This is a genomic window from Chromobacterium sp. CCUG 30098 (assembly GCF_059916605.1).
On the sequence record NZ_JAUCGS010000002.1, the window covers coordinates 45765 to 70738 of the forward strand.

Genomic DNA, 24974 nt, shown 5'->3' on the forward strand with positions numbered 1-24974 from the left:
TCGCGGCCGGCGCGGCGCATGGGTGTGGGTCAGGCCGGGGGCAGCGCGCTGAGATCCCAGCGCGGCTTGATTGAGTAACTGCCGGGGGCTTGGGCGTGTTTCAGCCGCATCGCGCCGGCGAAGGCGATCATCGCGCCGTTGTCGGTGCACAGCGCCAGCGGAGGATAGAAGACTTCGAAGCGGCGACGGCGCGCGGCCTCGTCCAACGCGGCGCGCAGCTGCTTGTTGGCGCCGACGCCGCCGGCCACCACCAGCCGCTTCATGCCGCACTGCTTGAGCGCGGCCAGCGACTTCTTGGTCAGCACTTCGACGATGGCTTCCTGGAAGGCGCGGCAGATGTCCTTGCGCGTCTGTTCGTCGATGTGGCCGTCGGCGTCCGCCACCTGCTTGCTCAGCGTCAGCACCGCGGTTTTCAGCCCGGAAAAGCTCATGTCCAGATCGCCGGAGTTCAGCATGGGCCGCGGCAGGGTGAAGCGGGCCGGGTCGCCTTCCTCGGCCAGCCGCGACAGCAGCGGGCCGCCGGGATAGGGCAGGCCCAGCAGTTTGGCGGTCTTGTCGAAGGCCTCGCCGGCGGCGTCGTCCAGGGTTTCGCCCAGGATTTGGTAGTCGCCGACGCCGCGCACCGCCATCAGCTGCGTGTGGCCGCCGGAAACCAGCAGGGCCAGGAAGGGGAACTCGGGCTTGGGCTCGGCCAGCAGCGGAGACAGCAGATGGCCTTCCAGATGATGGACGCCCAGCACCGGGATGTTCAGGCCGAAGGCCAGCGCGTTGGCCACGCTGGCGCCCACCAGCAGCGCGCCGCCTAGGCCGGGGCCCTGGGTGTAGGCGATGGCGTCGAGGTCGGCCAGGGTCTTGCCGGCCTCGGCCAGGCAGGCCTCGGTCAGCGGGATGGCGCGGCGGATGTGGTCGCGGCTGGCCAGCTCGGGGACCACGCCGCCGTACTCGGCGTGCATGGCCATCTGAGTGTGCAGTTGGTGGGCCAGTAGGCCGCCGTCTGTGTCGTACAAAGCGACTCCGGTTTCGTCGCAGGAAGATTCAATACCTAGTACCAGCATGTTTGGGCGCAGCTCGGATATAGCGGGACAATCTTTCTATTTTACCGGTGAATCTTTGTTCGCCCAAATCCGGATGTTAGGCTAGGCCGTTTCGGAATTCCTACTATGAGGAGAGGCGGGGATGAAAGCCAGGTTGAAGTGGGTGGACGGCGTGTGTTTTCTGGGCGAAAGCGGCAGCGGTCACGCGGTGGTGATGGACGGCGCACCGGAGGGCGGCGGCAGGAATCTGGGGCCGCGGCCCATGGAGCTGTTGCTCTTGGGCACCGCCGGCTGCACCAGCTACGATGTGATCACCATTCTGAAGAAATCGCGGCAGCAGGTCAGCGATTGCTGGGTGGAGATCGAGGCCGAGCGCGCCGAGGAGGAGCCCAAGGTGTTCACCCGCATTCATTTCCACTTTGTGGTGAGCGGGCGCGAACTGAAGGCGGACGCGGTGGAGCGGGCGATCAGGCTGTCGGCGGAGAAATACTGTTCCGCCTCCATCATGCTGGGCAAGACCGCCGACATCAGCCACGATTTCGAACTGCGCGACGCCTGAGGGCGTGGCCGACGGCGGGCGGGCCGGCCAGCAGTTCCGCCGCCAGGTTCAGCGCCGCGTCGCAGTCCGGGCGGTGGCGCAGCGGATAGCCCCAGAATTTTTCGAAGCGCGGCGCGAACTCGTCCAGATAGCGCTGCTGGTCGGTCAGAGGAGCGATCACGATGGTGCCCCGGATCAGCTGGCGGATTTGCAGCCGGTTGTCCTTGACCCACAGCGCCGCCATCTTGCGGATGATGCGCGCGTGCAGGTCCAGCTCGGTGGGGGCCGGTTCCTTGGCGATGAAGACGAAGGGGCGTTGCTGGAGCAGCAGCTGGTCCAGCGTGGCGAAGATGTCGGTGGGCTGCTGTCCATCCGGGCGGCGGCGATCCAGCCAGACGATGGGAAAGTCTTGAGCGTGGAATTGCATGGCTTTTTTGTAAATGAGAATCAATATCATTGTATCGATAAAAACCCGCTTTGTCATCTCGTCGCGGCCGCGCTGCGGCCTTGAGATTCGCGCCGGCGGTCCCCATCTCCCCCAAAGCCGGCCGCGGGCGCAAAGCTTGGGTTGCCGGGCGTAAGCCGATACAATAGGCGGTTTTGCGCGGCTGCCGAACCCGGGGCCGCCATCGACGAAAAAGGCGCAGGGATGACTACCATCGTGGCGGTAAGAAAGGGCGATCAGATTGCGATCGCCGCAGACAGCCAGACCACTTTTGGCGACGACCAGAAGCTGCTGGCCGGCTATGATTGTTTCCACAACAAGATTTTCCAGCACGGGGACAGCTATCTGGCCATCTCCGGCTCGGCCGCGCACGACCTGGTGCTGCAAGGCGCGCTGAAGGAGTTGAAGAAAAAAGACTTGAGCAGCCGCCAGGGCATTTTCGAGACCTTCCGCAAGCTGCATCCCAAGCTGAAGGACGGTTTCTACCTGCGTCCCGAGGAGGACGAGGAAGATCCGTACGAATCCAGCCAGATGATGGTGGTGATCGCCAACCGTCACGGCATTTTCGGGGTTTACCCCATGCGCGAGATCTATGAGTTTTCCCGCATCTGGGCGATAGGCTCCGGCCGCAAGTTCGCGATGGGCGCGATGTACGCGGTGTACGACCAGGCGCTGAGCGCGCGCGAAATCGCCGAAATCGGCGTGCGCGCCGGCTGCGAATTCGACGTCAGCTCCTCGATGCCGATGACGGTCTATACCGTAGAGCTGGCGGCGGACAAGGAAAAGAAAGACACAGCATGAGCACACAAGACAGATTGCAACGATTTTTGTTTGACGGCGCGCCGGTGCGCGGCGCCTTGGTGCGCCTGGACGGCGCCTGGCAGCAGGTGCTGGCCCGCCGCAGCTACCCGCCGGCCATGAAGAAGATCGTCGGCGAAATGATGGCGGCGGCCGAGCTGATGGCCGCCAACCTCAAGTTCGACGGCGCGCTGATCCTGCAGCTTCACGGCGCCGGCGCCCTGAAGCTGGCGGTGGTGGAGTGCAATAACGACCGCACCATCCGCGCCACCGCCAAGTGGGACGACGGCATTGCCGACGACGCTTCCATCCAGTCCTTGCTGGGCGGGCACGGGCGTTTTGTGGTGACGCTGGAACCGCGCGTGGACAAGGCGCAAACCTGGCAGGGCATCGTGGCGCTGGAGGGCGACAGCATAGGTGAGATGCTGGAGAACTACATGCTGCGTTCCGAGCAGCTGGAAACCCGGCTGATCCTGGCCTCCAGCGACGAAACCGCCGCCGGCATGCTGTTGCAGAAACTGCCGGAAGGCCATGGCGATCCGGAAGGCTGGGAGCGCATCCAGATGCTGGGCGCCACGCTGAGGGCGGACGAACTGCTGGGCCTGCCGGCCGAGGACGTCCTGCACCGTCTGTTCCACGAGGAAACGGTGCGGGTGTTCGATCAGGAGACGGTGAGCTTCGCCTGCAACTGCAGCCGCGAACGCGTCGGCGACATGCTGAAGATGTTGGGCGGCCAGGAGGTGGGCGAGGTGTTGCTGGAACAGGGCAGCGTGGAAATCGTCTGCGACTACTGCAACCAGCATTACGTTTACGACGAGGACGACGCCAACCGTCTGTTTGATTACGACGTGATCGCCGCCGCGCGCGAGGCCAGGCATTGACGCCTGTCCCTTGGTTGGGCAACAAACTTTATCGAAGCCGCTTGCGCGGCTTTTTTTACGCCCTTTTTTCGGTGAAAAACAGGGTAAAAATACCAATGTTGTAATTATGGTTTAAATTGGGTGTTTTATTTTAAACTGAATTCTCATGACGATGGCTATTCTATATGATTTGAAATGCGCATCTGAATATTGATGCGACATTATTAATGTCTTGGATAGCGTCATGATAAAAACAGCTTCGCTCAGCGGCGTGCGCGCACTGAGTCTTTCCGTGATGGCGGCCGCCTTATTGGCCGGTTGCGTCAGCGATTCCGAAAAAACAGCGGTCAGCCAGCCAGCGCCACAGGCCAATCTGCCTCAGGCCGGCCACTCCTCGCATTCTCCGGCTTTGTCGGAGAAACCGTCTTATCCGCACGGCCTGCCGCCCGGCGCGCCGGCCGACGGCGCCGGTCCCGGCGCCAAGCCGCAAGGCCCGATGCAGCAGACCGGCGCGCGCCGCGCCAAGGAGGCCGCGGCCGGGCCGCAGTACGCCGCTTGCGAGGAGGCCAAGCTGGGCCAGTTGTCCGGCGCGGCGCTGGCGCGCTATGTCGCCAGCGTGCAGGGCACGTGCATGAACCGCCTGTTCCAGGCGGATGCCTTCAGTTACCGAGTGGTGTCGCCGGCGAATATGCGGGAAGTGGCGGCCGAGGCCCGCGCCCGCGCGCAAAGCTGGGACGGCAAGAGCGCCAACGGCTTGTGGCCGCTGGCGGTGTTCCTGAAAGCCGGCTACTTCACCCAGTACAGCCACGCCGCGGAAGTGGGCGATTACGGCCGTCCGGTGGACGAGCCGGTGATGCAGGCGGTGAGCGCGCTGGCGGAAAACCCGGCGCTGTGGAGCGAGCCGGTGCGCGACGGCAGCGGCGACCACGACGCCTGGTATCTGGCGACCGATCTGCGTCAGTCGGTGGCGGAAACCATGATTCTGGCGGATTCGGTGCGCAAGCAGGAATACGCGCTGCCGCTGCTGCAGCGCTTCTTCGGCCGCTACAACGCCGCGGCTAAGAACAACTGGGCGCGCATCGCGCTGCATCCGATGCAGACCACCCTGTTCAATATGCATTACACCGAGGGCTTCGCCGACAAGGCGGGCGCCGGTCAATTGGACGCGCTGGCGACCAGCCTGGCAGGGCTGACCCGCGCCGGACAGCCGGCCTTCGCCGACGAACAGATGTATCTGAACACCGTGCGCGAAACCGGCCGTTTCATGCAATACCCGCGCACCGCCAAACTGGCGGAAGACGCGGTGGCAGGCCTGCTGGGCGGGGAGAAGTTCGGCGCTTCGTGGGCGGAAGCGGTGTACGCCTTGAAGAAACTGGGCAAGGTGCCGTGCGAGCGCTACGGCATCTGCCAGGCGGAACAGGAGCTGAAAACGCATCTGTTCCCGCATAGCTGGAGCTTCGACAACGGCAATCTGGTGTTCGAAACCCCGCTGGCGCTGGCCGAAGTGGAGCCGCTGTACTACGCGATGAAGCAGGTGCAGGCGCAATTGGGCCGGGTCAGTGGCATCAGCCAGCCGGTGAACGGCGACACCAACGCCAAATTGCGCATGGTGATCTATGGCAGCAAGACCGCCTACCAGCGCTTCCAGGGCCTGCTCAATGAATTATCCACCGACAACGGCGGCATTTACATCGAAAAGGACGGCACCTTCTACACCTTCCAGCGCGAAGTGCCGCGCGAGAGCTATCTGAGCCTGGAAGAACTGGTGCGCCACGAGTACGTGCACTATCTGTCCGGCCGCTTCATCCAGCCGGGCATGTGGGGCAGCTCGGACTTCTACCGCGACGACCGCCGCATGGCCTGGTACGACGAGGGCTTCGCCGAATTCATGGCCTGGAGCACGTCGCGCGACGGTATCAAGGTGCGCGGCCACGTGGTGGACGTGGTGGCCAACGGCTGGCCGCAAAGCTATCTGGAACCGTCCCGCATCATGCGTTCCAGCTATAGCGACGGTTGGGACTTCTACAGCCATTCCGCCTTGTGGTTCTACTACCTGAACCAGCAACAGCCGGGCCGCATCGCCGAGATCCTGGCCTCGCTGCGCGCCGACGACGTCAAGCGCTTCGACGCCCTGGTGGCGGAAATGGGCCGCGACGCCGGTCTGGTGCAGGGCTTCCACGATTATGTGGGCCGCCAGGTGGAGGCGCAGCGCGCCGGTCAACTGGGCAATACCTCGACCGAGCGGGGCGTGGACTGGCTGAAACAGGCGGAGTGGCAGGCCGGCGAGATTCGCGCGATCGAGGGCGCGATGCGCCGTCATCTGCCGGTGGCGTGCCGCGTCTGGGCCGACGGCGAACGCAGCGCTCTGCGCCGCTTCGAATGCGACGGCGTCTTGCCCTTGCGTTCCGGCACCGCCACCATGGCGCGCCAGGAGCTGGACAAGACCCTGGACTCCGCCCTGCAGAACCTGCTGCGCGGCAGCGGCATCAACAATATGATGGCGCTCAACTGCGCGGCCACCGACTACGACTTCAAGGCCAAGCGCGCGGCGCTGCGCTGCGAAGGCCCGCTGGGTCCGGCCGCGTCGCAGCCGTCGCAGCCGGGCGGCGGCGACGCCCAGCTGGGTTTGGCCAAGCTCAGCTATTCCAGCCCTGTGCGCTGCCTGCGCGGCCAGCTGCAAGGCGTGGGCGAGCCGGACGGCTATAGCCTGGTGAGCGGTCCCAAGCTGGGCCGCGCCGTCATGGCCGACCACGGCGCCTTCAACTACCGCCGCGACCAGGACCAGCCGGGCGTGGCCGACCAGATCACCGTGCGCGTGCGCAAGGGCGCGCAAACGCGGGACGTGGTGGTGCAGTTGCTGGCGACGCCGGTGAATATGTCGGACGAGGCGTGCTGGGCCCGCGCCGGTTGAGGCGTGTCTGAGGCATGAATGAAAAGAGCCGGGAGATTCCCGGCTCTTTTTGTTTTAGAGCGCTTGAACCTGGCCCAGGTCCGGCCGCTCCAGCCACGCCATGAAGGCGTCGCCCAGCCTTTGGCTCTCGGCGGTGGCCTGGCGCCAGACCTGCTGGCGCTGCGCGTCCCGGCCCAGGTAGCGGTGGAAGTCGTTGCGGTCCGGCAGCTTGCCGCCGGGCAGACGTGCCAAGTAGTCGCGCGACGGCGAGATCAGCACGGTGTTGGCGTGGTGGGCCGGATTGGACCGGCGCCAGGGCAGGAATTTGTCGAACCAGCCGGGCACGATGCGCTCGGTGAAATGAGGGTAGAGCACGATGTCGTCGCCCTGGGCGAAGGGAAAGTCCAAGTGGTAGTCGGTCAGGCCTCCGTCGCGATAAGTGGCCGCCGGCGCGCCCGGCAACTGTACGCCGTTGAGCACGCCGGGAATGGCGATGGTGCCCATCAGCGCGGTGTCCAGATTGTCCGCTCCCAGCGGTTGGCACAGCGTAGGGATGTCGTCCGCGGGCTTGAAGCGCAAGTCGCTGCGCGGGTCGTGGCAGATCACCCGGCTGAAGGCGTGGCGCAGCAGGCCGCGGGACACGGCGTTGAGCGCGGCGCTCAGCGCCAGGCCGCCCAGCAGCGCCGCGCGCGCCTCGCTGGCGAGCAGGCCGTGGGAACGCACCAGCAACAGGCTAAGCTGATAGTGAGGGTGATCGATCAGCGCGCCGCGCGCCTCGGGCGGCAGCACCTCGTCCAGCATCAGGCGGGTCTGGCGGGTGATGTCGGCCACGCCGATCTTGGCCGCGTAGGTTTCAGCGGTGTAGCGCTCCGCCAGCCGGGCCAGCGCCTGACGCGGTTCGGCCTGCATCGCGCAGGCGAAGCGCCAGCCGCCGATGGAGGCGCCGACCAGCTCGCGCCGGCGCGGGCTGCGGTTCAGCCATTCGAACACCGCCTGGTCCAGGCCGGTGATGCCTATCGCCTTGGGGCCGCCGGCGGCGCCGGGCAGGGTGGCCACGCTGGCGGCGGGCAGGCCCTGGCGTGCCAGCAGCTTGCGGGCGTGCGCGCCGGCCTTGATCACGAGAGGCGGGTAAGGGATATGGATGGCGGGCATGGTGTTTTATTCTGGGCTGGGGTTGGCCAGCGCGGGGCGGTTTTTGGTATCCTGCTGGGTTTCGATATTCATTCGCATCGGGCGGCGCGGCCGCCTTCAGGAGCACAGTCATGATACCCGTAAGCCAACTGGCCGACTATCTGCGCGAGCAGAGCCTGGATCTGGATCGCACCGAGCTGCAGATCGCGGTGCTGACCCTGTCCGCGGTGTTGAACGCGGACAAGCCGGCGGCGCGGCAGGATTTGTACCGCTATCGGGTGCCCAAATTGAGCGAGGACGGCAGTTGCTCCTTGTTCGAGGAACTGGCCGACGAGCCTTACGACCTGGCGCCGCTGTTCGGCGGCGAAAGTCCGGAGGCGACGGCGGCGCTGCGCAATCTGCTGGCGCTGGTGGAGTCGGTGAACCTCAAGGTGGGCGCGGACTGGCTGGGCGTGTATCGCAAGATAGGCAAGGGCCAGCAAGCCAAGCTGGTCAAGCTGGCTTATCAGGGCGTGCCCAGCCGCGCGGAGTTTCCTTTGACCGAGGCCTTCGCCGAGTACAGCAACAACAGCCGGGTGGGCCTGACCGGCTGGGCGGTGCTGATCGAGGACGTCAAAGCCTGGCGCGCCGAGGGCGGCGGCTATTACGAGTGCGACCCCAAGGTGATGAGCGAGGTCTGCCTGCCGGTGCTGGGTCAGGACGACAATGTGCTGGGCATTCTGGACGCCGAGGCGTCCAGCGCCGGTTTCTTCACGCCGGAGCGGCTGGTGTGGCTGGCCGCGCTGGCCATTGTGCTGGCCGAGCCTTTCGCCGCCTTGCCGCTGGCGCTTGAAAATCCGGAAGCCGACCACAGTTAATAAAGATTATCGCGCGCGGATTCAGGCGCGTTCATCAGGTTTAGCGGAGAAACAATGTCATTGCCTGCTGTCGAGCTCAGCGCTGATGAGCCGAGGATGGAGTACATCGCGAGTTGCAAGCTGCCCACCCCCTGGGGTGAGTTCACCATGCATGGTTTTGAGGAAGTGGGGGGGCGCGAGCACGTCGCGCTGACCCTGGGCACGATAGACGACGGCGAGCCGGTGCTGTCGCGCCTGCATTCGGAGTGTCTGACCGGCGACGCGCTGTTTTCGCTGCGCTGCGACTGCGGCTTCCAACTGGAGGCGGCCTTGTCCGCCATCGCCGCCGAAGGCCGCGGCGCCTTGCTGTATCTGCGTCAGGAAGGCCGCGGCATCGGCCTGATCAACAAGATCCGCGCCTACCAGCTGCAGGACGGCGGTGCGGATACCGTGGAAGCCAACGAGCGGCTGGGCTTTCCCGCCGACATGCGCGACTTCCGCATCGCCCGCCACATGCTGGACCAGCTGGGCGTGTCGCGGGTGCGGGTGATGACCAATAATCCGCGCAAGATCGAAACCCTGCGCAATGCCGGCATCGACGTGGTGGAACGGGTGCCGCTGGAAGTGGGACGCAATCCGCACAACGACCGTTATCTGGACACCAAGGCCAGCAAGTTGGGCCATATGTTGTTCAAGTGAGCGGCTGCGCCGGAACGGCGCAGTCGGGGGGATGTGCGAGCGGGAGCCGACAGGCTCCCGTTTTTCATGCCAGCGCCGCGCAGAGCGCTGTCCAGCGGGCGGCCAGCACGTCCGCCGCCAACGCGGCGGGAAAGGCCAGCCGGCGGCGCGCGGCGGCGGTCTCGTAATCGATGCCGTGGCAGTCGGCCCCCAGCAAGCGGACGCCGGCGGGCAAGGCGGCGCTCTGCGTCAGCAGCTCAGCCTCTTGTTCCGGCTCCAGCGTCGGGCCGTCCAGCCACTGCTCGGCCTCCAGCCAGCCCATGCGGCCGAAGCCTTCGATATAGCGCAGCCGTTGCGGCCGCAGTCGGTAGAAGGCGAAGTCCAGCTGCAGCCAGTCTTCGGCCTCCGGCTGGTAGCGCAGATGGCGCGCCAGTTCCAGTGGCGTGGGTTGGAAGGCTTCCATATCGCCCAGCAGGGTCAGGCGCGCGCCGCTCTGGCTGGACGCCGCCGCCGGGTCCAGCAAGGCCACGCTGCAGCGCGGATCGGCTTGCAGGTTCTTGCTGTGCTCGGCCAGCGCGCTGAGGCAGAGCGTGGGCCGGTGGCGTAGGTCGGGCACGCAGGGTATCGGCGTGGCGTAGGGATAGCCGGCCAGTTGAGTGCTGTGGGTGGCCAGGCTGGCGTGGACGCAGCGGTGCAGCAGATGGACGGCGGCTGAGGGCGGGATTTTCATGTTTGGTTTCCGGCGCGAGGTGGGCCCATCTTAGCCGGCGCCGCCGCCGGGCGCAAAAAAGCCCCGAGGACCGGGGCTCAAGGCGAGAGAGCGCTGCTTTAAAAACCGGGGGTCCGCGCGATGAAGGCGTTCAGATTGGCGATGTTCAGGCTGCCCCAGCCGGTGGTGTAGTCCCAGCCCTTGGCGGCGCTGTAAGCGCCGTTGCTGCCGCTGGTGACGTCGTGGTACAGCGCGGGGTTGGCCTTGAAGTATTTGTAGATCGACGGCGCCGGCGAGTGGATGTTGTTGCCGTTGGCCGACTCTATCCGCGCCCAGAAGCCGGTGAACAAGGGCGCCGCCAGACTGGTGCCGCCGATCTGCGAAGTGCCGCCGTTGACCAGGACCAGCGCGCCGCTATTGGGGTCGGCGTCGAAGGAGACGTCGGGCACGCCGCGCTTGGTCTTGGAAATTGTCAGCACGCCGGCGCTGCTTTGCCAGGCCGGAGCGTTCTCGGTGTAGCTGGGGCCGCCGCCGCCGCCGTTCCAGGTGCTTTCCGACAGATACGCGGTCTTGCCGCTGGTGGACAGGGTGGTGCCGCCCACCGCGATCACGTAGGGCGACACCGCCGGGTAGCTCTGGCGCGCGGTGCGGCCGCCGCACTCGTAGGAGCCGGAGTCGCCGGTGGACACCGAGAAGGTCTGGCCCTGGGCTACCGCCGCCTGGAAGATCTGGTCGGCGCTGGCGGTCATGCCGTCGCTCTGGGCGCTGGTCTCGCATTCGCCCAGCGAAACGTTGACCACCTTGGCCGTGCCGTCGCTGACCGCGGCGTTGAAGGCGGCGGTGATGTCGGCGTTGGTCATTGACGGGGCCACGTAGAAGTTCATCTGCTGCACCGCGCCGCCGGCGGCGGCGAGAATGTCCTGGCTGTCCAGGTTCCATTCCTCGGTGCCGGAGGTGTCGCTGCTGGGCGTGCCGCTATTGATCACCGAGGTGGCCACCGCGCCGTAGCCTGCGCCGCTGGCGAAGTCCTGCAGATCGCTCAGCGTCTGGCTCAGGTCGCCTTCTGCGATGATGCCGACGGTGGTGTTGCTGGCCGGCGGCAGGCTGTTCGCGTTGTAGATGGACGGGAAGTCGGTGGGAGCGTGGCCGCTGACGCTGGTCGTCTTGAAGGCCTGCGGCGTCGGATGGCGCAGCGCGGTGTGGAATTGATGCACGTTCTGCAGGCCGTGCACCGCCAGCACGATGTCGGCCAGCGCGCCGGGCACCTGGGCGTTGGCGACATTGGCGAAGGCCTGGCGGCCATTGATGTCGTAGCGGTGCAGCGAGGTCTGGAAGCCGGCCTTGACCGTGGCGGCGCTGCCGTCGGCGGTGATCAGCAGCCGGTTGGGCGCCACCTTGATGTTGCGGAAGCCGCTGGCCTGCAAGTGTTTGACCACGGTTTGCGCCTGGGCCTCGGTGGGGGAGAACTGGCTCAGAAACTCGGCCTTGCTCAGGTAGCGCTTGCTGCGGCCTTGAAGAATGTCCTGGGTCAGCGCGTCCAGCTGCGCCTTGTTGCGCACTTTCAGCGCCACCGCGACGTGGACGCTCTGGCCGGCGGCGACTTCGCCGCTGTCTTGCGCCTGCGGGGTCAGCGTCTGTACCGGGTGAGCCAGGGTGTTGGTGGATTGCCAGTTGAGGTTTGCTGCTTGCGCCGCGATGCTGAAGAAAGCGGCGGACACCAGTGCGGCCGTGTATTGCTTGGCAAACATTCACTTCTCCTCTGAAGAAGTACCGCGCGGGCCTGCGCTTGGGCAGGGCCCTTGGACCGGGCTTGTAGTCGCTCGACGGCGCGCCTTTGGTCCAGGTTGGTTGCCCTTGGTGCGGAAGGGCTGCTCCCGATGGGGAACGCTGAATGTGTAATCCCAAATCTCAATCGATGACAAGTAAATTATTGATCAGCGTCAAATCTGTATGCAAAACGCAAAAAAATGACAATGGCAATGCGTTTTTCTGATTGATCTAATGAGTATGCCTGATGGTTTGCGGCTTGCGTTTTGGGTCTATTCAAGACCTGGCGCGCAAAATAGGGGTAGGCGGGGAAGCGCTTTGCTCATGAGCGGCATGAGTATTTCGAAGAGTCGCCGTCATGGCCGCAAACGCTTTGTCTGGCGCCTGCCCGCCTGGCGTTAAACGGGCGCTTACAGCCGCAGCGCGGCCAGCAAGGCGTTTTCCAGCGCCAGCACGGTTTTGTCGTCGCTAAGACCGGGGCCGGAGATCAGGAAAGAGTCCTCGGCGCGGCTGCCCAAGGTCATGATCTTGGCGGATTGCACATTCATCCGGTAGTCGGACAGCACCTTGGCGATGCGGGCCAGCAGGCCGGGGCGGTCGCCGGCGACGATGGACAGCACGTAGAAGCTGGCCTTGTCGTCCGGGCGGATCAGGATTTGCGGCGTGATCGGGAAGTGCTTGAGGTGGCGGCTGATGCGGCCGGAGGCGGGCAAGCTCAGTTCGCCCTCCTGGCGCAGGCATTCGGCCAGTTCGAACTCGATGAAATTGATCATGTCGCGATAATCGCCGTCATGATGCTCGGGCACGAAGACGTGGAAGGTGTCCAGCGCGTAACCGTGGCGGGTGGTGTAGACCTTGGCGTCGGCGATGCTGTAGTGGGTGCGGCCGAAGAAGGCGCAGGCGCGGGCGAACAGTTCCGGCCGGTCCCGGGTGTAGATCAGCACCTGGATGCCCTCGTGGTCGTCGGACAGCCGGGCGCGGACCAGGGGCTGCTCGGCGTGGACGAAGCGGTTGAGCAGGCGCGCGTGCCAGGCGATCTCCTTGGCCTCGTGGCGCAGGAAGTAAACAGTGTCCAGCTCCTGCCACAGCGCGGCCTCCACGCCGCCGGGCACCGCGTGCAAGCGCAGCAGCGCCTGGGCCTGGTGTTTGCGTTCCTCCAGCTCTGAGGCGACGTCCAGCTGGCCGCCGCGCACCAGTTGGCGCATCGCCGCGTGGTAAAGGTCTTCCAGCAGCTTGGCTTTCCACGCGTTCCAGACTTTGGGGCTGGTGCCGCGGATATCGGCCACGGTGAGCAGGTAGAGCGCGGTCAGCCGGCGTGGCGTGCCGACCAGCTCGGCGAAGCGGCGCACGGTTTCCGGGTCGTAGATATCCTGCTTCTGCGCCACGCTGGACATGGTCAGATGTTGGCCCACCAGCCAGGCCACCAGCTCGCCGTCCTCGGCCGGCAAGCCGTGCTGGCGGCAAAAGTCCGCCGCGTCCACCGTGCCCAGCGCCGAATGATCGCCGCCGCGGCCTTTGGCGATGTCGTGGAACAAGCCGGCCAGATACAGGGTTTCCGGGCGTTCGAAGTCGTTGATCAGCCGGGACATCAGCGGGTATTCGTGGGTGAAGGCGCTGCTGGCGAAGCGGCGCAGATTGCGCACCACCATCAGAATGTGTTCGTCCACGGTGTAGACGTGGAACAGATCGTGCTGCATCTGGCCGACGATGTGGCCGAAATTCGGCAGGTAGCGGCCCAGCACCCCGTATAGATTCATCCGCCGCAGGCAGCGCGTCAGGCCGTTGGGCTCGCGGAACAGTTGCAGGAACAGCTCGCGGTTGCGCGGGTTGTTGCGGAAGCGCTCGTTGATGTGGCTGCGCGCGTGCCACAGCGCGCGCAACATGCGCGGCGCGAAGCCGCTCAGCTCCGGGTTGCGCTGCAGCATCAGAAAAGCTTCCAGGATGGCGGACGGGTATTTTTCGAACACGTCCGGCTGGCGGATGCCCAGCATGCCGTTGACCGAGTAGAAGCGTTCGTTCAGGTTCTGAGTGACGCGCGGCACTTGCGAATAAATTCGGCCGCGCAGATTGGGCAGCAGGATGCCGTTGAGCTGGTTGACGGTCTTGGCGGCGCGGTAATACAGCTGCATCGCCTGTTCGCTGGCGCGTTTGGCCGGCGTGTCCTGCAGGCCCAGCGCCTGGCCCAGCTGTTGTTGCAGATCGAAGATCAGCCTGTCCTCGCGCCGGCGCGCCAGCAAGTGCAGCTCGATGCGCAGGCCCAGCAATTGGCGTTCGCTGTGCTTGATCAGACGCGCTTCGGCCAGGGTCAGGATGCCGCGGCGCACCAGCGCGTCCCAGTTGTCGCCCAGGCCTATGGCCTTGCTGATCCACAGAATGGTGTGCAGATCGCGCAGTCCGCCCGGGCTTTCCTTGATATTGGGTTCCAGATTGTTGCCGACGCCGAAGTGGCGGGTGTGGCGCTGCTGCTGTTCCTGGGTCTTGCCCTCGAAAAAGGCCAGTGGGTCGCGTTGGCGGTCCAGCAGCGCGCTCATGCGCCGCCAGGGCGCGGCGTCGCCGGCGATCAGCCGGTTTTCCAGCAGATTGGTCTCAATGGTGATGTCGCCGCGGGCCTCGGCCAGGCATTCCTCGACGGTGCGCACGCTGTGGCCGATTTCCAGGCCCACGTCCCACAGCAGGCTGATGAAGGCGCCGACGCGTTCGCCCAGCTCCGGCGACGGCGGCTGGTCCAGCAGCACCAGCAGGTCGATGTCGGAATAGGGGAAGAGCTGGCCGCGGCCGTAGCCGCCCACCGCGATCAGGCTGGCGGCGCCGTCCAGGCCGGACTGCGCCCACAGCGCCTGCAGCGCGGCGTCCACGGTCTGGCTGTGCCGTTTCAGATATTCCTGGGGATTGCGCTGCTGCCGGTATTGCTCGGCCAGCGCCTGACGTTTGCCGGCCAGTTCCTGGCGCATGCGGGCGAGGGATTCCGCGGCCGGCGAACTCATGTCAGCGCCTTTCCTGTCTGGCGATGATGGCGACGCCGGCCACCAAGAACAGCAAGGTGGGCAGGGTGGCGGACAGGATGGGATTCCAGTCGTACAACAGGCCCAGATGGCCGAACAGGCGATTCACGAAGTGAAAGGCGATGCCCAGGCAGATGCCGCCGAACAGACGGATGCCCAACTGGCCGTGGCGGCGCTGCTGCGGGGTGAAGGCCAGGGCCACCAGCGCCATCGAGATGCAGGCCAGCGGATAGAACAGCTTGCTCCACAAGGCGATCTCGTAGCGCTGGGTTTGCTGTTTATTGCTGCGCAAATGCTCCAGATAGGTCAGCAGCGCGCTGGCCGACATCTGTTCCGGCACCACCAGCAGCACGGACAGGATTTCCGGCTCGACGATGGATTTCCAGGACAGCTCGGGGTAATGACGGCTGACGGCCTGGTCCGCGGTCAGCGTGGTTTCGCGCACATTGATCAGCCGCCATTGCTGCTCGTCTTTGGAGAAGGAGCCGCGTTCGGCGTAACGGGTGCGCACCAGGCGGAAATTATCGTCGTAGGTGTAGATGCGCACGCCCAGCAGCGAGGTGTCCGGCAGCATTTCATGGACGTTGATGAAGTTCTGATTGTCCTTGACCCAGATGCCGGAACGGAACTCCTGCGCCACCATGGAGTGGGTGGCGGACAGCTTCAGGCTCTGCGCCTGCTGGCCGGTGCGCGGCGCCACCACCTCGCCCAGCAGCACGGTGAGCAGGGCGAAGCCGAGGCCGAATTTCAACAGCGTGGCGGCGATCTGCGGCAGGGTCACGCCGCTGGTGCGTATCACCGTGTATTCGCTGTTGGTGGCCAGCTGGGTCATCGCCACCATGCCGCCGATCAAGACCGCCAGCGGCATCAGTTCATAGGCGTGGCCGGGCATCAGCAGCGCGACATAGCCCAGCATCTTGCCCAGGGTGTAACTGCCCTTGCCCAGATTGGGCACCTCGGCCAGCAGGTCGAAGAAGCCGTACAGGCCCAGCAGGGCCAGCAGGGTGAACAAGGTCGCCTGGCTCAGGGTGGCGACGATGTAGCGATGAATCAGTTTCATGACGGGATCAGGATTTCCGGAACAGCAGGGACAAGGCCTGGCCGATGGGACGGGCCGGGCGGTTGCGGTAGCTCAATAGCGCCAGCGCCAGCGCCAGCATGGCCAGATGCACCAGAAGCACCAGCCAGACGCCGGCCTTGCCCTGGGCCACCCAGTTGCGGGCCACGGTCAGTCCGTTCTGATAAACGAAGAAAACCAGCAGCGACAGCAAGAGATTGTAGGTCTGGCCGCTGCGCGGGTTGAAATAGGACATCGGAATCGCCAGCAGGGCCAGGATTACGCAGCTGATCGGCATGGACAGCCGCCAGGCCAGCTCGGCGCGGTAGTCGGCGGAGTCCTGGCTCAGCAGCTGGGCGGTGGGAATGGCCTGGCGATTGCCGGACGGGCCCGGCATCTGCTGGCTTTCGCCGATGCCGGCGGTGTAGCGCTGGAATTCCGCCACCTCGTAGTTGGCGCTGCCGGGTTCGCCGACGTAGCGTTGGCCGTGTTCCAGCACCACCACGCGCTCGCCGTCCGGCTTAGTGGTAATAAAACCGGATTTGGCGAAAATCGTCGCCACTTTGCCGTCGGTGATTTCCTGCATGAAAATATTGGTGGCCGCGCCGTGCTCGCCGGAGTAGTTCTCGATGAAATACACCTTGTTGGACGAGGCTGATTCCTTGAACACGCCGGGAGAGATCGCGGAAACCTCCTCGCGGCGTTTGATCTGTTCTGCATAGTCCTGGCTGCGCTGGTCGGCCCAGGGACCGATGAACAGGGTGACGCCGGCGATCAGCACCGCCAGCGGCAGGGTGAAGCGCATCACCGGCCACACCCAATTGCTCAGAGACAGGCCGGAACTGAGCCAGACCACCATCTCATGATCGCGCCAAATACGGGTCAACACCACTAAAATGGTGGCGAAAACCGTCAAAATCATCAATACCGGGAAAAAGCCCAGCGTAGTGAAGCCAAGCACCGCGGCAACGGCCTCGTTGGCCATCTGTCCTTCGGCCGCGCGGCCCAGCAGATTGACTGCCTGAGTGGAAACGATAATCGCCAGGAGCACGATGAAAACGCCTAAAGCGCTCAAAGTCAGCTCGCGAGTCAGGCTTTTTTGAAAAACCATTTATTCAGTGCCTTTTTGACTTTTCATGAAAAGCATTGTGATAATTCCGGGGACCATCCAGAAACGTCAAAAACGGACGATTTCGGAATCAACAACAAAATCCGTCTTCACCGGAAGGCCGGGCCGTCAGGATTCTACCCGCGCATCGACGGCCGGTTAAGAGGTGGAGCTACAGACACTCGCTCTACACGGGAGTTCTCAATGGAATTTAACATAAAAAGCGGCAGTCCGGAAAAGCAACGGGTAGCTTGCGTTATCGTCGGCGTGTACGAATCCCGCAAGCTGACCTTCGCCGCGGACCTGCTGGATCGTATCTCCAACGGCTTCATCAGCGACGTGCTGCGCCACGGCGATATGGAGGGCAAACTGGGCAGCACGCTGGTGCTGCATTCGGTGCCGCACACCCTGTGCGACCGGGTGATGCTGGTGGGCCTGGGCAAGGAGCGGGAGTTCCGCGCCAAGGAGTACCGCGAGGCGGTGCGCGCCTCGGTCAAGGCCTTGACCCAGACTTCGGCGGTGGAGGCGGTCAGCTACCTGAGCGAACTGACAGTCAAGAAACACGACGTCGAGTGGATGATAGAACAGGCGGCGGTGGTGACGCTGGACGCCTTGTACCGTTTCGACCGCTTCAAGAGCAAGGTGGACGAATCGGTGCGCGAGCCGCGCAAACTGACGCTGGCGGTGCCGCGCCGCAGCGATCTCGCCGACGGCGAAAAAGGCCTGCAGCGCGGCCTGGCCATCGGCAGCGGCATGAAGCTGGCCAAGGACCTGGGCAATCTGCCGGGCAATGTCTGCACCCCCAGCTATCTGGGCGAAGAAGCGCGCCAGATGGCCGCGGCCTTCGGCGCCGACGCTGAAATCCTGGGCCCCAAAGACATCGCGGAACTGGGTATGGGCTCCTTCCTGTCCGTGGCCAAGGGCAGCGTGGAAGAGGCTCGCCTGATCGTGCTGCGCCATCACGGCGCCAAGGACAAGGGCGACAAGCCCATCGTGATGGTGGGCAAGGGCATTACCTTCGATTCCGGCGGCATCTCGCTGAAACCGGGCGAGGGCATGGACGAGATGAAGTATGATATGTGCGGCGCGGCCACCGTGCTGGGCGCTTTCCGCGCCGCGGTGGAAATGAACCTGCCGCTGAACCTGGTCGCCATCGTGCCCACTTGCGAGAACATGCCCAACGGCAACGCGCTGAAGCCGGGCGACATCGTCACCTCGATGTCCGGCCAGACCATCGAGATTCTGAACACCGACGCCGAGGGCCGGCTGATCCTGTGCGACGCGCTGACCTACGCCGAGCGCTTCGATCCGGCAACCGTGATCGACGTGGCCACGCTGACCGGCGCCTGCGTGATCGCGCTGGGCCATATCGCCACCGCGCTGTACAGCAATCAGGACAGCCTGGCGCGCGAACTGCTGGCCGCCGGCGAGGAAGTGGCCGACCGTGCTTGGCATATGCCGTTGTGGGATGAGTACCAGGACATGCTGAAGAGCCCGTTCGCCGACATGGCGAACATCGGCGGCCGTCCGGGCGGCAGCATCACCGCGGCCTGCTTCCTGTCGCGCTATGCCAAAGCATACGACTGGGCGCATCTGGACATCGCCGGCACCGCCTGGAAGGGCGGCAAGGACAAGGGCGCCACCGCGCGTCCGGTGCCTTTGCTGGTGCAGTTCCTGCAAGACCGCGCCGACATCGCGCTGGGCAATGTGGTGCGCCGCGGCCGTCCGCGCCGCGAAACCCCTGAAACGGTGGACGATGAGCAGGATTGATTTTTACACCAAGGTGGCCGACCCGCAGGGCTTCGCCTGCTTGCTGGCGGCCACGGTGATGCGCAAGGGGGAGCGGCTGCTGATCTGGTTCGACAGCGAGCAGCAGCTCGACACCTTCAGCCGGCAGCTGTGGAGCTTCGGCGATACCCGCTTCGTGCCGCACTGCAGGCTGGGCGCCGACGAGGCGGCGGACACGCCGATCTGGCTGACCGCCCGCCTGCCGGACGCGCTGGAGCACCCGGTATTGTTGAACCTGGGTTCGAATTTGCCGGAGCGGATGGAGCGCTTTGATCGTATTCTGGAAATAGTCGGACGCGACGAAGCGTCGCTGGAGACGGCGCGCCTGCGGTTCAAGGCGTATCGCGAGCGCGGTTATGCAATCGAACATCACGACATGAGCAATAAGTGACCATGAGCGAGCCGTCAAAGCCCAAAGAGCCTGACTGGTCCGGCCTCAACCTGCCGGTGTTGACCGAGGTGGTGGATGAGTCGCAAGTGCCTACCTTGGGCGACGAAGTCATCGACATCCCCGATTTTGATTTCTCCAGCGAACTGGACGCACTGGCCGACCAGTTGGGCGAGCCGCCGCAGGACCTGCCCGCCGAACTGGAAATTCCCGAACTGAGCCTGGAGGAGCTGATCGCCGCTCCCGTTCCCGGCGAAGAGCCTTTGCTGGACCTGGCTTCGCTGCCGTCGCTGGATCTGGACGACATGCCGGCCTCTGAACTGGGCATCGAGCAAGTGCTGCCCGGCTGGAACCCCGCCGCGGCCTTGCCGGAGGCGGCGCTGCCGGCGGCGGAAGCCGGCGATTTCGAATTTTCGCTGCAGCCGGCCGGCGAGGAGCCGGCGGAGGTTTTGGCCGACGAGTCCGCGTCCATCGGGGAAGAGCCGCCGGCCGCGGCGCCTGCTCCGGCGCTCGATGCCGAGCCGCTAGTCGCCGAGGCTGAGCCGGCAATGGCCGCCGTGTCTGCGGCCGCCGAACCGGAGCCCGTTGGCATCGAGATTCCGGACGCGGAGGCGCCGACCGCCGTACCGCCCGCGCCGGATGTCGGCGTGGCCGAGACGCTGATCGAGCCGCCCGCGCCGACGCCTTTCACTTCCATTTCCTTGGATAGCCTGCCCACCGGCGTGCTGGGCGGCGGAGTCGGGCCGGAAACCCAGGTGGACAGCTTACTGCCGAATTGGCCGGAGAGCCCGGCGGAGGAAGCCGCCCCCGTTTGGCCGGAACCCGCCGAGGCCCCGTCCGCCGGCGCGCCGGTGGACGATCTGGAACAATCTGCGCCGCTCCAGGGCGAGAGCGCCGTCGAAGCGCCGCCCGAGATGGAGGCGCTGCCTGTGCCGGCGTTTGACGTCGCGCCGGCCGTAGCGCCCGAAGCGGTGTTTGAACCGGCGGTGGCGCTTCCCGATGCGATGATTTCGCCGGAGTCCGCCGTCGCCCCGGCGCTTGCCGCGCCGGGAGAGGAGCCCTTGCTGGCCGAGATCGACCAGGCGCTGGCGGGCTTGCAGACGGAGCCTGTCTTGGCGATGCCGGAGGCCGTTGAGGCGGAGGCGCATGAGCCTCCGGCTGCGGCGGAAGCGCCAATGATGGACGCCGCGTTTGCCGAAGCGGCGGCAGAGCCGGTGTTGGACGAGGCGCTGGAACCGCAAGCCGCCGAGTTGGAAGTCCCGCATCTGGACGCTGTGTTCGCCGAGCCGGCGGCAGCTGAAGCGGTAGCCGAGCCTGTGCTGGACGAGGCGCTGGAGCCGCAAGCTGCCGAACCGGAAGTCCCGCAGCTAGACGCTGGGTTTGCCGAGCTGGCGGAAGCCGAAGCGGCCGCCGCGCCTGTGCTGGATGAGGCGCTGGAGCCGCAAGCCGCCGAACTGGAAGCCCCGCATCTGGACGCTGCGTTTGTCGAGCTGGCGGAAGCCGAAGCCACGGCCGAGCCTGTGCTGGACGAGGCGCTGGAGCCGCAAGCCGCCGAACTGGAAGCCCCGCATCTGGACGCTGCGTTTGCCGAGCAGGCGGAAGTCGAAGCGGCAGCCGCGCCTGTGCTGGACGAGGCGTTGGAGCCGCAAGCCGCCGAGTTGGAAGTCCCGCAGCTGGACGCTGGGTTTGCCGAGCCGGCGGAAGCCGAAGCGGTAGCCGAGCCTGTGCTGGACGAGGCGTTGGAGCCGCAAGCCGCCGAGTTGGAAGTCCCGCATCTGGACTCTGAATTTGCCGAGCCGGCGGAAGCCGAAGCGGCAGCCGCGCCTGTGCTGGATGAGGCGCTGGAGTCGCAAGCTGCCGAACTGGAAGTCCCGCAGCTGGACGCTGGGTTTGCCGAGCTGGCGGAAGCCGAAGCGGTAGCCGAGCCTGTGTTGGACGAGGCGTTGGAGCCGCAAGCCGCCGAGTCGGAAGTCCCGCATCTGGACGCTGCGTTTGTCGAGCTGGCGGAAGTCGAAGCCACGGCCGAGCCTGTGCTGGACGAGGCGCTGGAACCGCAAGCCGCTGAGACGGAAGTCCCGCAACTGGACGCTGTGTTCGCCGAGCCGGCGGACGCCGAAGCGGTAGCAGAGCCTGTGCTGGACGAGGCGCTGGAGTCGCAAGCCGCCGAACCGGAAGTCCCGCATCTGGACGCTGCGTTTGCCGAGCCGGCGGAAGTTGAAGCGGTAGCCGAGCCGGCAATGCCCTTGGCGGACGCCGAGCCCGAGTCCTTGGCCCTGGCCGAGGGCGAGATTCCCGAACTGACGGTGCTGGAGTCCGAACCCGAGACCGGGACGGATGGGATGGGGGCCGCGGAGTTGGCGGCGGGAGCCGGGGCGCTGGCGGCCGCGGGCCTGGCGCTGGCTGCCGGCGCGGCGTCGTCGGGAGAACCCGAGCGGGAAGCCGTTTCCGACGCGCCGCCGGCGCGCGGCGTGGAAGTCTTGAAAGTGTCCGAGGTGGCTTCGGCCGCCGCGGCCGCCGCGATGATGGCGCCTCAGGCGGTGAATGCGCCGCCGGGCACGGTGGCGGTGATAGACGAGCAGGCCTTGTTGCAGTCCATGTACGAGAAAATGCTGCCGCGGATGAAGGTGGAGCTGTCCTTGTGGTTGCAGGACGCTTTGGAGTTGCAGGCCAAGCAGATGTTGTCCGGCGTGATGCATCAGCTCAAGGAGGATTACGAGATGTTGTTCGGCGAGGCCTTGAAGGAGAGCTTGCGCCAGACCATCAATTCTTTGGGCAAGATTGAAAAGGATGGAAAACGCGATGAGTGATAGGTTATCGCATATCGTCACCCGCACCGGCGACGACGGCAGCACCGGCCTGGGCGACGGTAGCAGGGTGGGCAAGGACAGCTTGCGCATTTGCGCGCTGGGCGAGGTGGACGAATTGAACTCGGTGCTGGGCGTGTTGCTGGCGGAGACCTTGCCGGACGAGGTCAGGACCTGGTTGTCCGAGGCGCAGCACGATTTGTTCGATCTGGGCTCGGAGCTGGCGGTGCCCGGCTACAGCGCCTTGGGCGCCGAGCACGTGCAGGCGCTGGAGGCCGTGGTGGCCTTCCTCAACGAGGATTTGCCGCCGCTGAAGGAGTTCATCCTGCCCGGCGGCTGCCGGGCGGCGGCGCTGTCGCACCAGGCGCGTTCGGCATGCCGCCGCGCCGAGCGTGCGGTGGTGGCGCTGGCGCAGCGGGAGACGGTGTCCGACGCCGCGCGCCGTTATCTGAACCGTCTGTCCGATCTGCTGTTCGTGCTGTCGCGTTATCTGAACCGTCAGGCCGGCGAGCCGGACGTGCTGTGGCGACCGGGGCGCAAAACCGGAGAGGCCTGAGAGGCTGTTCGATGTCTGCTGCGCGTCGGCGGGATGGTCCGAGCGGCGATCCGGCAAGAAAAACGGCAATCCGCATGGATTGCCGTTTTTTTTCAGTGAGGAGGCCTCAGGCCACTTCCGAAACCCGCGGACGGTAGGTGCTGTTCTGCAGCAGGGACTGGGTGGTCTGGTACTGGGTGACCGCCAGCTGGCCGCTGGCGTTCTGCTGTTGGGAACGGGCCACCGCGTTGTTCGCGTTGTTATTGGTCTGATTGGTCTGCTGTTCCGCCTGATTGTTGGCGGCTTGCTGCTCATTGGCCGCCGGCACCGTGTTCGGGCGCGGCGGCGTCGCCGGCGGGGCGCTGGCGGCGCGATTGGCGCTGGCCGCTTCCGCCGCGCGCTGCTGAGCCCGCGGGGTGTCGTTGGCCGCGGCGGCCGGCGCGGCGGAACTGGCCAGGGCGGTGGTTTGCGCCTGTTCCTGGCTGACCCTTTGCTGCTCGCCGTTGCGGGTTTGCGCGGCATTGGTCTGCGCGGTGTTCAGCTGGCGTTGCAGCTGCTGTTCGACCCGCGCGGTGTCGGGGTTCTGCCGGACCGCGGCCTGGCTGACGTTTTGCTGGGAAACCGCAGGAGTGGCGGACCGCGGTTCTTCCAGCGTCTTTTGCTCAGGCCGCGTGTTCTGCAGCGATTGCAATTGCTGCAGAGAGTTGAGGCTGCCTATGCTGCCGGTGCTTGCCATATCGCTCTCTCCAAACCGTGGGTGCCGTTGCCGTCGCGCAGGACGGTATAGAGCCCAGTTGCCCTATATCGCTGATTCTAGAATCTTTTTTACCGGATTGCCGAATTTTTTCAGGCCTAAAGGTCAGATTTGTGGCAGTAATACCAATTCCAGCATGCGTTCGGCCAATTGATCCACGCTCAGCGGCCCTTGGGAGCGGTACCACTGCACCGACCAGTGCAGGCTGCCCAGCAGGGTGCGGCGCAGCAGCGCGGTGTCGGGCTTGACCAGGCCGGCGGCGGCGGCTTCGTCCAGCGCTTGCTGCCACAGCGCTTCGTAGCGGTCGCGCAACACGACCAGGCCGGGCCGGGCGGCGGCGGACACGCTGCGCCATTCGTAGAGCATCACTTCCAGCGCCGCCTGATTGTCTCCCAGCAGCGAATTGAGGTGGACGCGGAACAGCGCGGCCAGCTTGGCCCGCGGCGATCCGGCCGCGTCCAGCGCGCGCTTCAGCTGTTCGGTGGTGCTGGTGATGCCCAGCGCCATCACCGCGACCAGGATCTCCTCCTTGGTGCGGAAGTGGTAGAACAGGCTGCCGGACTGCATGCCGACCGCGTTGCCCAGGTCGCGCACCGTGGTGCGCTCGTAGCCCTGGTCGCGGAACAGTATCGCCGCGGCGCGGATCAGCTCCATGCGGCGGCTGTTTTCTTCGACGGGTGCGGTGTTGTCTGTGCTCATTATTGTGTTTTTTCTTGGGAGTGGGCGGGCAGCAGCGGAAGCGCGGCTTGCCAGACCCGTTCCGGCTCCATTTTTTCCAGGCAATCGGTATGGCCGTACGGACAGGTCCGTTCGAAACAGGGGCTGCAATCCAGGTTGAGGGAGACGATGGCGGCCCGGGTCGACAAGGGCGGCGTGAAGTCGGGGCTGGAGGAGCCGTACAGCGCCACCAGCGGCTTGTCCAGCGCCGCGGCCACATGCATCAGGCCGGAGTCGTTGCAGACGGCCAGCTGGGTCAAGCCTATCAGGTCTATCGCTTCTTCCAGGCCGGTGGCGCCGCAGAGGTTGACGGCCAGGCCGCCGGACAGGCGGCTGATGTCGTCGCCCACTTCGCGGTCCTTGCCGGAGCCGAACAACCACACCGCGTAACCGGCGGCGTCGAAGCGGCGCGCCAGTTCGGCGAAGTGCCGGGCCGGCCAGCGCTTGGCCGGGCCGTACTCGGCGCCGGGGCAGAAGGCGACCGCGGGCCGGCCGGCGTCCAGTTGCAGCTTGTCCAGCGCCGCCCGCTGGCTGGCGTCGGTGAGCGCCAGCCGCGGATGGCTGAGCGGCCGCGGCAGCGGCTCGCCCTTGTCTTCCGCCAGCGCGCAAAAGCGCTCCACCATCATGGGCAGCGCCTGCTCGTCCAGTTCGCGCGCGTCGTTGAGAATCCAGTAGCGCGATTCTCCGAGGAAGCCGGTGCGCAGCGGGATGCCGGCGAACAGCGGAATCAAGGCGGATTTCAGCGAGTTGGGCAGCACGATGGCTTGATCGAAGCGTTCGGCGGCCAGCTGGCGCGCCACGTTCCAGCGCTCGCCCAGGCGCAGCGCGCCATGGCCGAAGGGGTTGAGATGAGCCTTGGCCACTTCCGGCATCCGCGCCAGCAAGGGCAGGGTCCAGGCCGGCGCGAACACGTGCAGCTCCAGATCGGGGTGGCGTTGGTGCAGTCTTTGGTACAGCGGTTGCGCCATGACGCTGTCGCCGACCCAGGAAGGGCCGATGACGAGGATTTTCTTCTTCATTGCAGATGTTCCGATTGCAAACCGAAACCGGGGCGCGGCCCGGCTTGGGTTTGCAGACGAGGCGGGCCGGCAAGCAAAAAAGGTGCGGCTCGCGCCACACCTTAGCTGCGTTGCCG

At 65.5% G+C, this 24974-nt stretch carries 21 protein-coding genes; 10 read left to right on the forward strand and 11 right to left on the reverse strand.

All coding sequences use genetic code 11. From position 1 onward, the window contains the following. Window positions 1-29 precede the first annotated feature (29 nt). Window positions 30-1055 carry a tRNA (adenosine(37)-N6)-threonylcarbamoyltransferase complex transferase subunit TsaD gene (tsaD, locus tag QUG03_RS05920; RefSeq protein WP_227103606.1) on the reverse strand — a complete coding sequence of 342 codons (1026 nt, stop codon included), beginning with the start codon at window positions 1053-1055 and terminating at the stop codon, window positions 30-32. A gap of 121 nt (window positions 1056-1176) precedes the next feature. Here tsaD and QUG03_RS05925 point away from each other — a divergent pair, with 121 nt between their 5' ends. Beyond that, entirely contained in the window at window positions 1177-1593 is a 417-nt protein-coding gene (locus tag QUG03_RS05925) for an OsmC family protein (protein WP_107798743.1), read from the forward strand. On the opposite strand, the gene QUG03_RS05930 is transcribed toward QUG03_RS05925, so the two are convergent. Then, entirely contained in the window at window positions 1562-1999 is a 438-nt protein-coding gene (locus QUG03_RS05930) for a hypothetical protein (RefSeq protein ID WP_146176588.1), read from the reverse strand. The two genes, QUG03_RS05925 and QUG03_RS05930, sit on opposite strands and share 32 nt — an antisense overlap. Window positions 2000-2221: 222 nt before the next feature. Here QUG03_RS05930 and QUG03_RS05935 point away from each other — a divergent pair, with 222 nt between their 5' ends. From QUG03_RS05935 to QUG03_RS05945, 3 genes are all read left to right on the forward strand, one after another. Beyond that, window positions 2222-2818, forward strand: coding sequence for an Ntn hydrolase family protein (locus QUG03_RS05935; protein ID WP_107798745.1), 597 nt, complete (start codon window positions 2222-2224; stop codon window positions 2816-2818). Then, on the forward strand, window positions 2815-3696 hold the full coding sequence (gene hslO / locus QUG03_RS05940) for an Hsp33 family molecular chaperone HslO (RefSeq protein WP_107798746.1): 882 nt from the start codon (window positions 2815-2817) through the stop codon (window positions 3694-3696). Before QUG03_RS05935 ends, hslO begins: the two co-directional genes overlap by 4 nt. A 223-nt stretch (window positions 3697-3919) precedes the next feature. After that, window positions 3920-6586: a collagenase gene (locus QUG03_RS05945; protein WP_500819632.1), complete on the forward strand. Its 2667-nt coding sequence runs from the start codon at window positions 3920-3922 to the stop codon at window positions 6584-6586. Window positions 6587-6640: 54 nt separating this feature from the next. On the opposite strand, the gene QUG03_RS05950 is transcribed toward QUG03_RS05945, so the two are convergent. Next, on the reverse strand, window positions 6641-7717 hold the full coding sequence (locus QUG03_RS05950; protein WP_500819633.1) for a hypothetical protein: 1077 nt from the start codon (window positions 7715-7717) through the stop codon (window positions 6641-6643). Window positions 7718-7827: 110 nt separating this feature from the next. Here QUG03_RS05950 and QUG03_RS05955 point away from each other — a divergent pair, with 110 nt between their 5' ends. Together QUG03_RS05955 and ribA are read left to right on the forward strand one after the other, a co-directional pair. Beyond that, window positions 7828-8553, forward strand: a complete 726-nt coding sequence (locus tag QUG03_RS05955; RefSeq protein ID WP_227103600.1) for a GAF domain-containing protein — start codon at window positions 7828-7830, stop codon at window positions 8551-8553. A gap of 96 nt (window positions 8554-8649) precedes the next feature. Next, window positions 8650-9231 carry a GTP cyclohydrolase II gene (gene ribA / locus QUG03_RS05960; RefSeq protein WP_107798750.1) on the forward strand — a complete coding sequence of 194 codons (582 nt, stop codon included), beginning with the start codon at window positions 8650-8652 and terminating at the stop codon, window positions 9229-9231. Window positions 9232-9295: 64 nt separating this feature from the next. On the opposite strand, the gene QUG03_RS05965 is transcribed toward ribA, so the two are convergent. The 5 genes from QUG03_RS05965 to lptF form a co-directional block, all read right to left on the reverse strand. Then, a complete protein-coding gene (locus QUG03_RS05965; protein WP_486637018.1) occupies window positions 9296-9940 on the reverse strand; it encodes a HugZ family pyridoxamine 5'-phosphate oxidase in 645 nt (214 codons plus the stop codon). A gap of 98 nt (window positions 9941-10038) precedes the next feature. After that, window positions 10039-11667: a S53 family peptidase gene (locus tag QUG03_RS05970; RefSeq protein WP_107798752.1), complete on the reverse strand. Its 1629-nt coding sequence runs from the start codon at window positions 11665-11667 to the stop codon at window positions 10039-10041. Between the two features lie 429 nt (window positions 11668-12096). Further along, the gene (locus QUG03_RS05975) at window positions 12097-14670 is read right to left on the reverse strand and encodes a [protein-PII] uridylyltransferase (RefSeq protein ID WP_500819634.1); all 2574 of its coding nucleotides are present in this window, start codon (window positions 14668-14670) and stop codon (window positions 12097-12099) included. Between the two features lies 1 nt (window position 14671). After that, window positions 14672-15748 carry an LPS export ABC transporter permease LptG gene (gene lptG / locus QUG03_RS05980; RefSeq protein ID WP_253314940.1) on the reverse strand — a complete coding sequence of 359 codons (1077 nt, stop codon included), beginning with the start codon at window positions 15746-15748 and terminating at the stop codon, window positions 14672-14674. A gap of 7 nt (window positions 15749-15755) precedes the next feature. Next, window positions 15756-16856 carry an LPS export ABC transporter permease LptF gene (gene lptF / locus QUG03_RS05985; protein WP_107798755.1) on the reverse strand — a complete coding sequence of 367 codons (1101 nt, stop codon included), beginning with the start codon at window positions 16854-16856 and terminating at the stop codon, window positions 15756-15758. Between the two features lie 201 nt (window positions 16857-17057). Between lptF and QUG03_RS05990 the strand changes: the two genes are divergently transcribed. From QUG03_RS05990 to QUG03_RS06005, 4 genes are read left to right on the forward strand one after another with little or no spacing between them, the layout of a single operon-like run. Further along, on the forward strand, window positions 17058-18623 hold the full coding sequence (locus tag QUG03_RS05990) for a leucyl aminopeptidase (RefSeq protein ID WP_107798756.1): 1566 nt from the start codon (window positions 17058-17060) through the stop codon (window positions 18621-18623). Continuing rightward, on the forward strand, window positions 18610-19032 hold the full coding sequence (locus tag QUG03_RS05995) for a DNA polymerase III subunit chi (RefSeq protein WP_048412222.1): 423 nt from the start codon (window positions 18610-18612) through the stop codon (window positions 19030-19032). Before QUG03_RS05990 ends, QUG03_RS05995 begins: the two co-directional genes overlap by 14 nt. 2 nt (window positions 19033-19034) lie before the next feature. Then, window positions 19035-21836: a hypothetical protein gene (locus QUG03_RS06000; protein ID WP_500819635.1), complete on the forward strand. Its 2802-nt coding sequence runs from the start codon at window positions 19035-19037 to the stop codon at window positions 21834-21836. Continuing rightward, complete coding sequence (locus QUG03_RS06005) at window positions 21829-22389, forward strand: cob(I)yrinic acid a,c-diamide adenosyltransferase (protein ID WP_107798758.1); 561 nt, start codon at window positions 21829-21831, stop codon at window positions 22387-22389. Before QUG03_RS06000 ends, QUG03_RS06005 begins: the two co-directional genes overlap by 8 nt. A 106-nt stretch (window positions 22390-22495) precedes the next feature. On the opposite strand, the gene QUG03_RS06010 is transcribed toward QUG03_RS06005, so the two are convergent. From QUG03_RS06010 to waaF, 3 genes are all read right to left on the reverse strand, one after another. Then, window positions 22496-23104, reverse strand: coding sequence for a hypothetical protein (locus QUG03_RS06010; RefSeq protein WP_500819636.1), 609 nt, complete (start codon window positions 23102-23104; stop codon window positions 22496-22498). 123 nt (window positions 23105-23227) lie between these two features. Beyond that, a complete protein-coding gene (locus QUG03_RS06015) occupies window positions 23228-23821 on the reverse strand; it encodes a TetR/AcrR family transcriptional regulator (RefSeq protein WP_235089013.1) in 594 nt (197 codons plus the stop codon). Continuing rightward, complete coding sequence (gene waaF, locus QUG03_RS06020) at window positions 23821-24858, reverse strand: lipopolysaccharide heptosyltransferase II (RefSeq protein WP_500819637.1); 1038 nt, start codon at window positions 24856-24858, stop codon at window positions 23821-23823. Before waaF ends, QUG03_RS06015 begins: the two co-directional genes overlap by 1 nt. Window positions 24859-24974 lie beyond the last annotated feature (116 nt).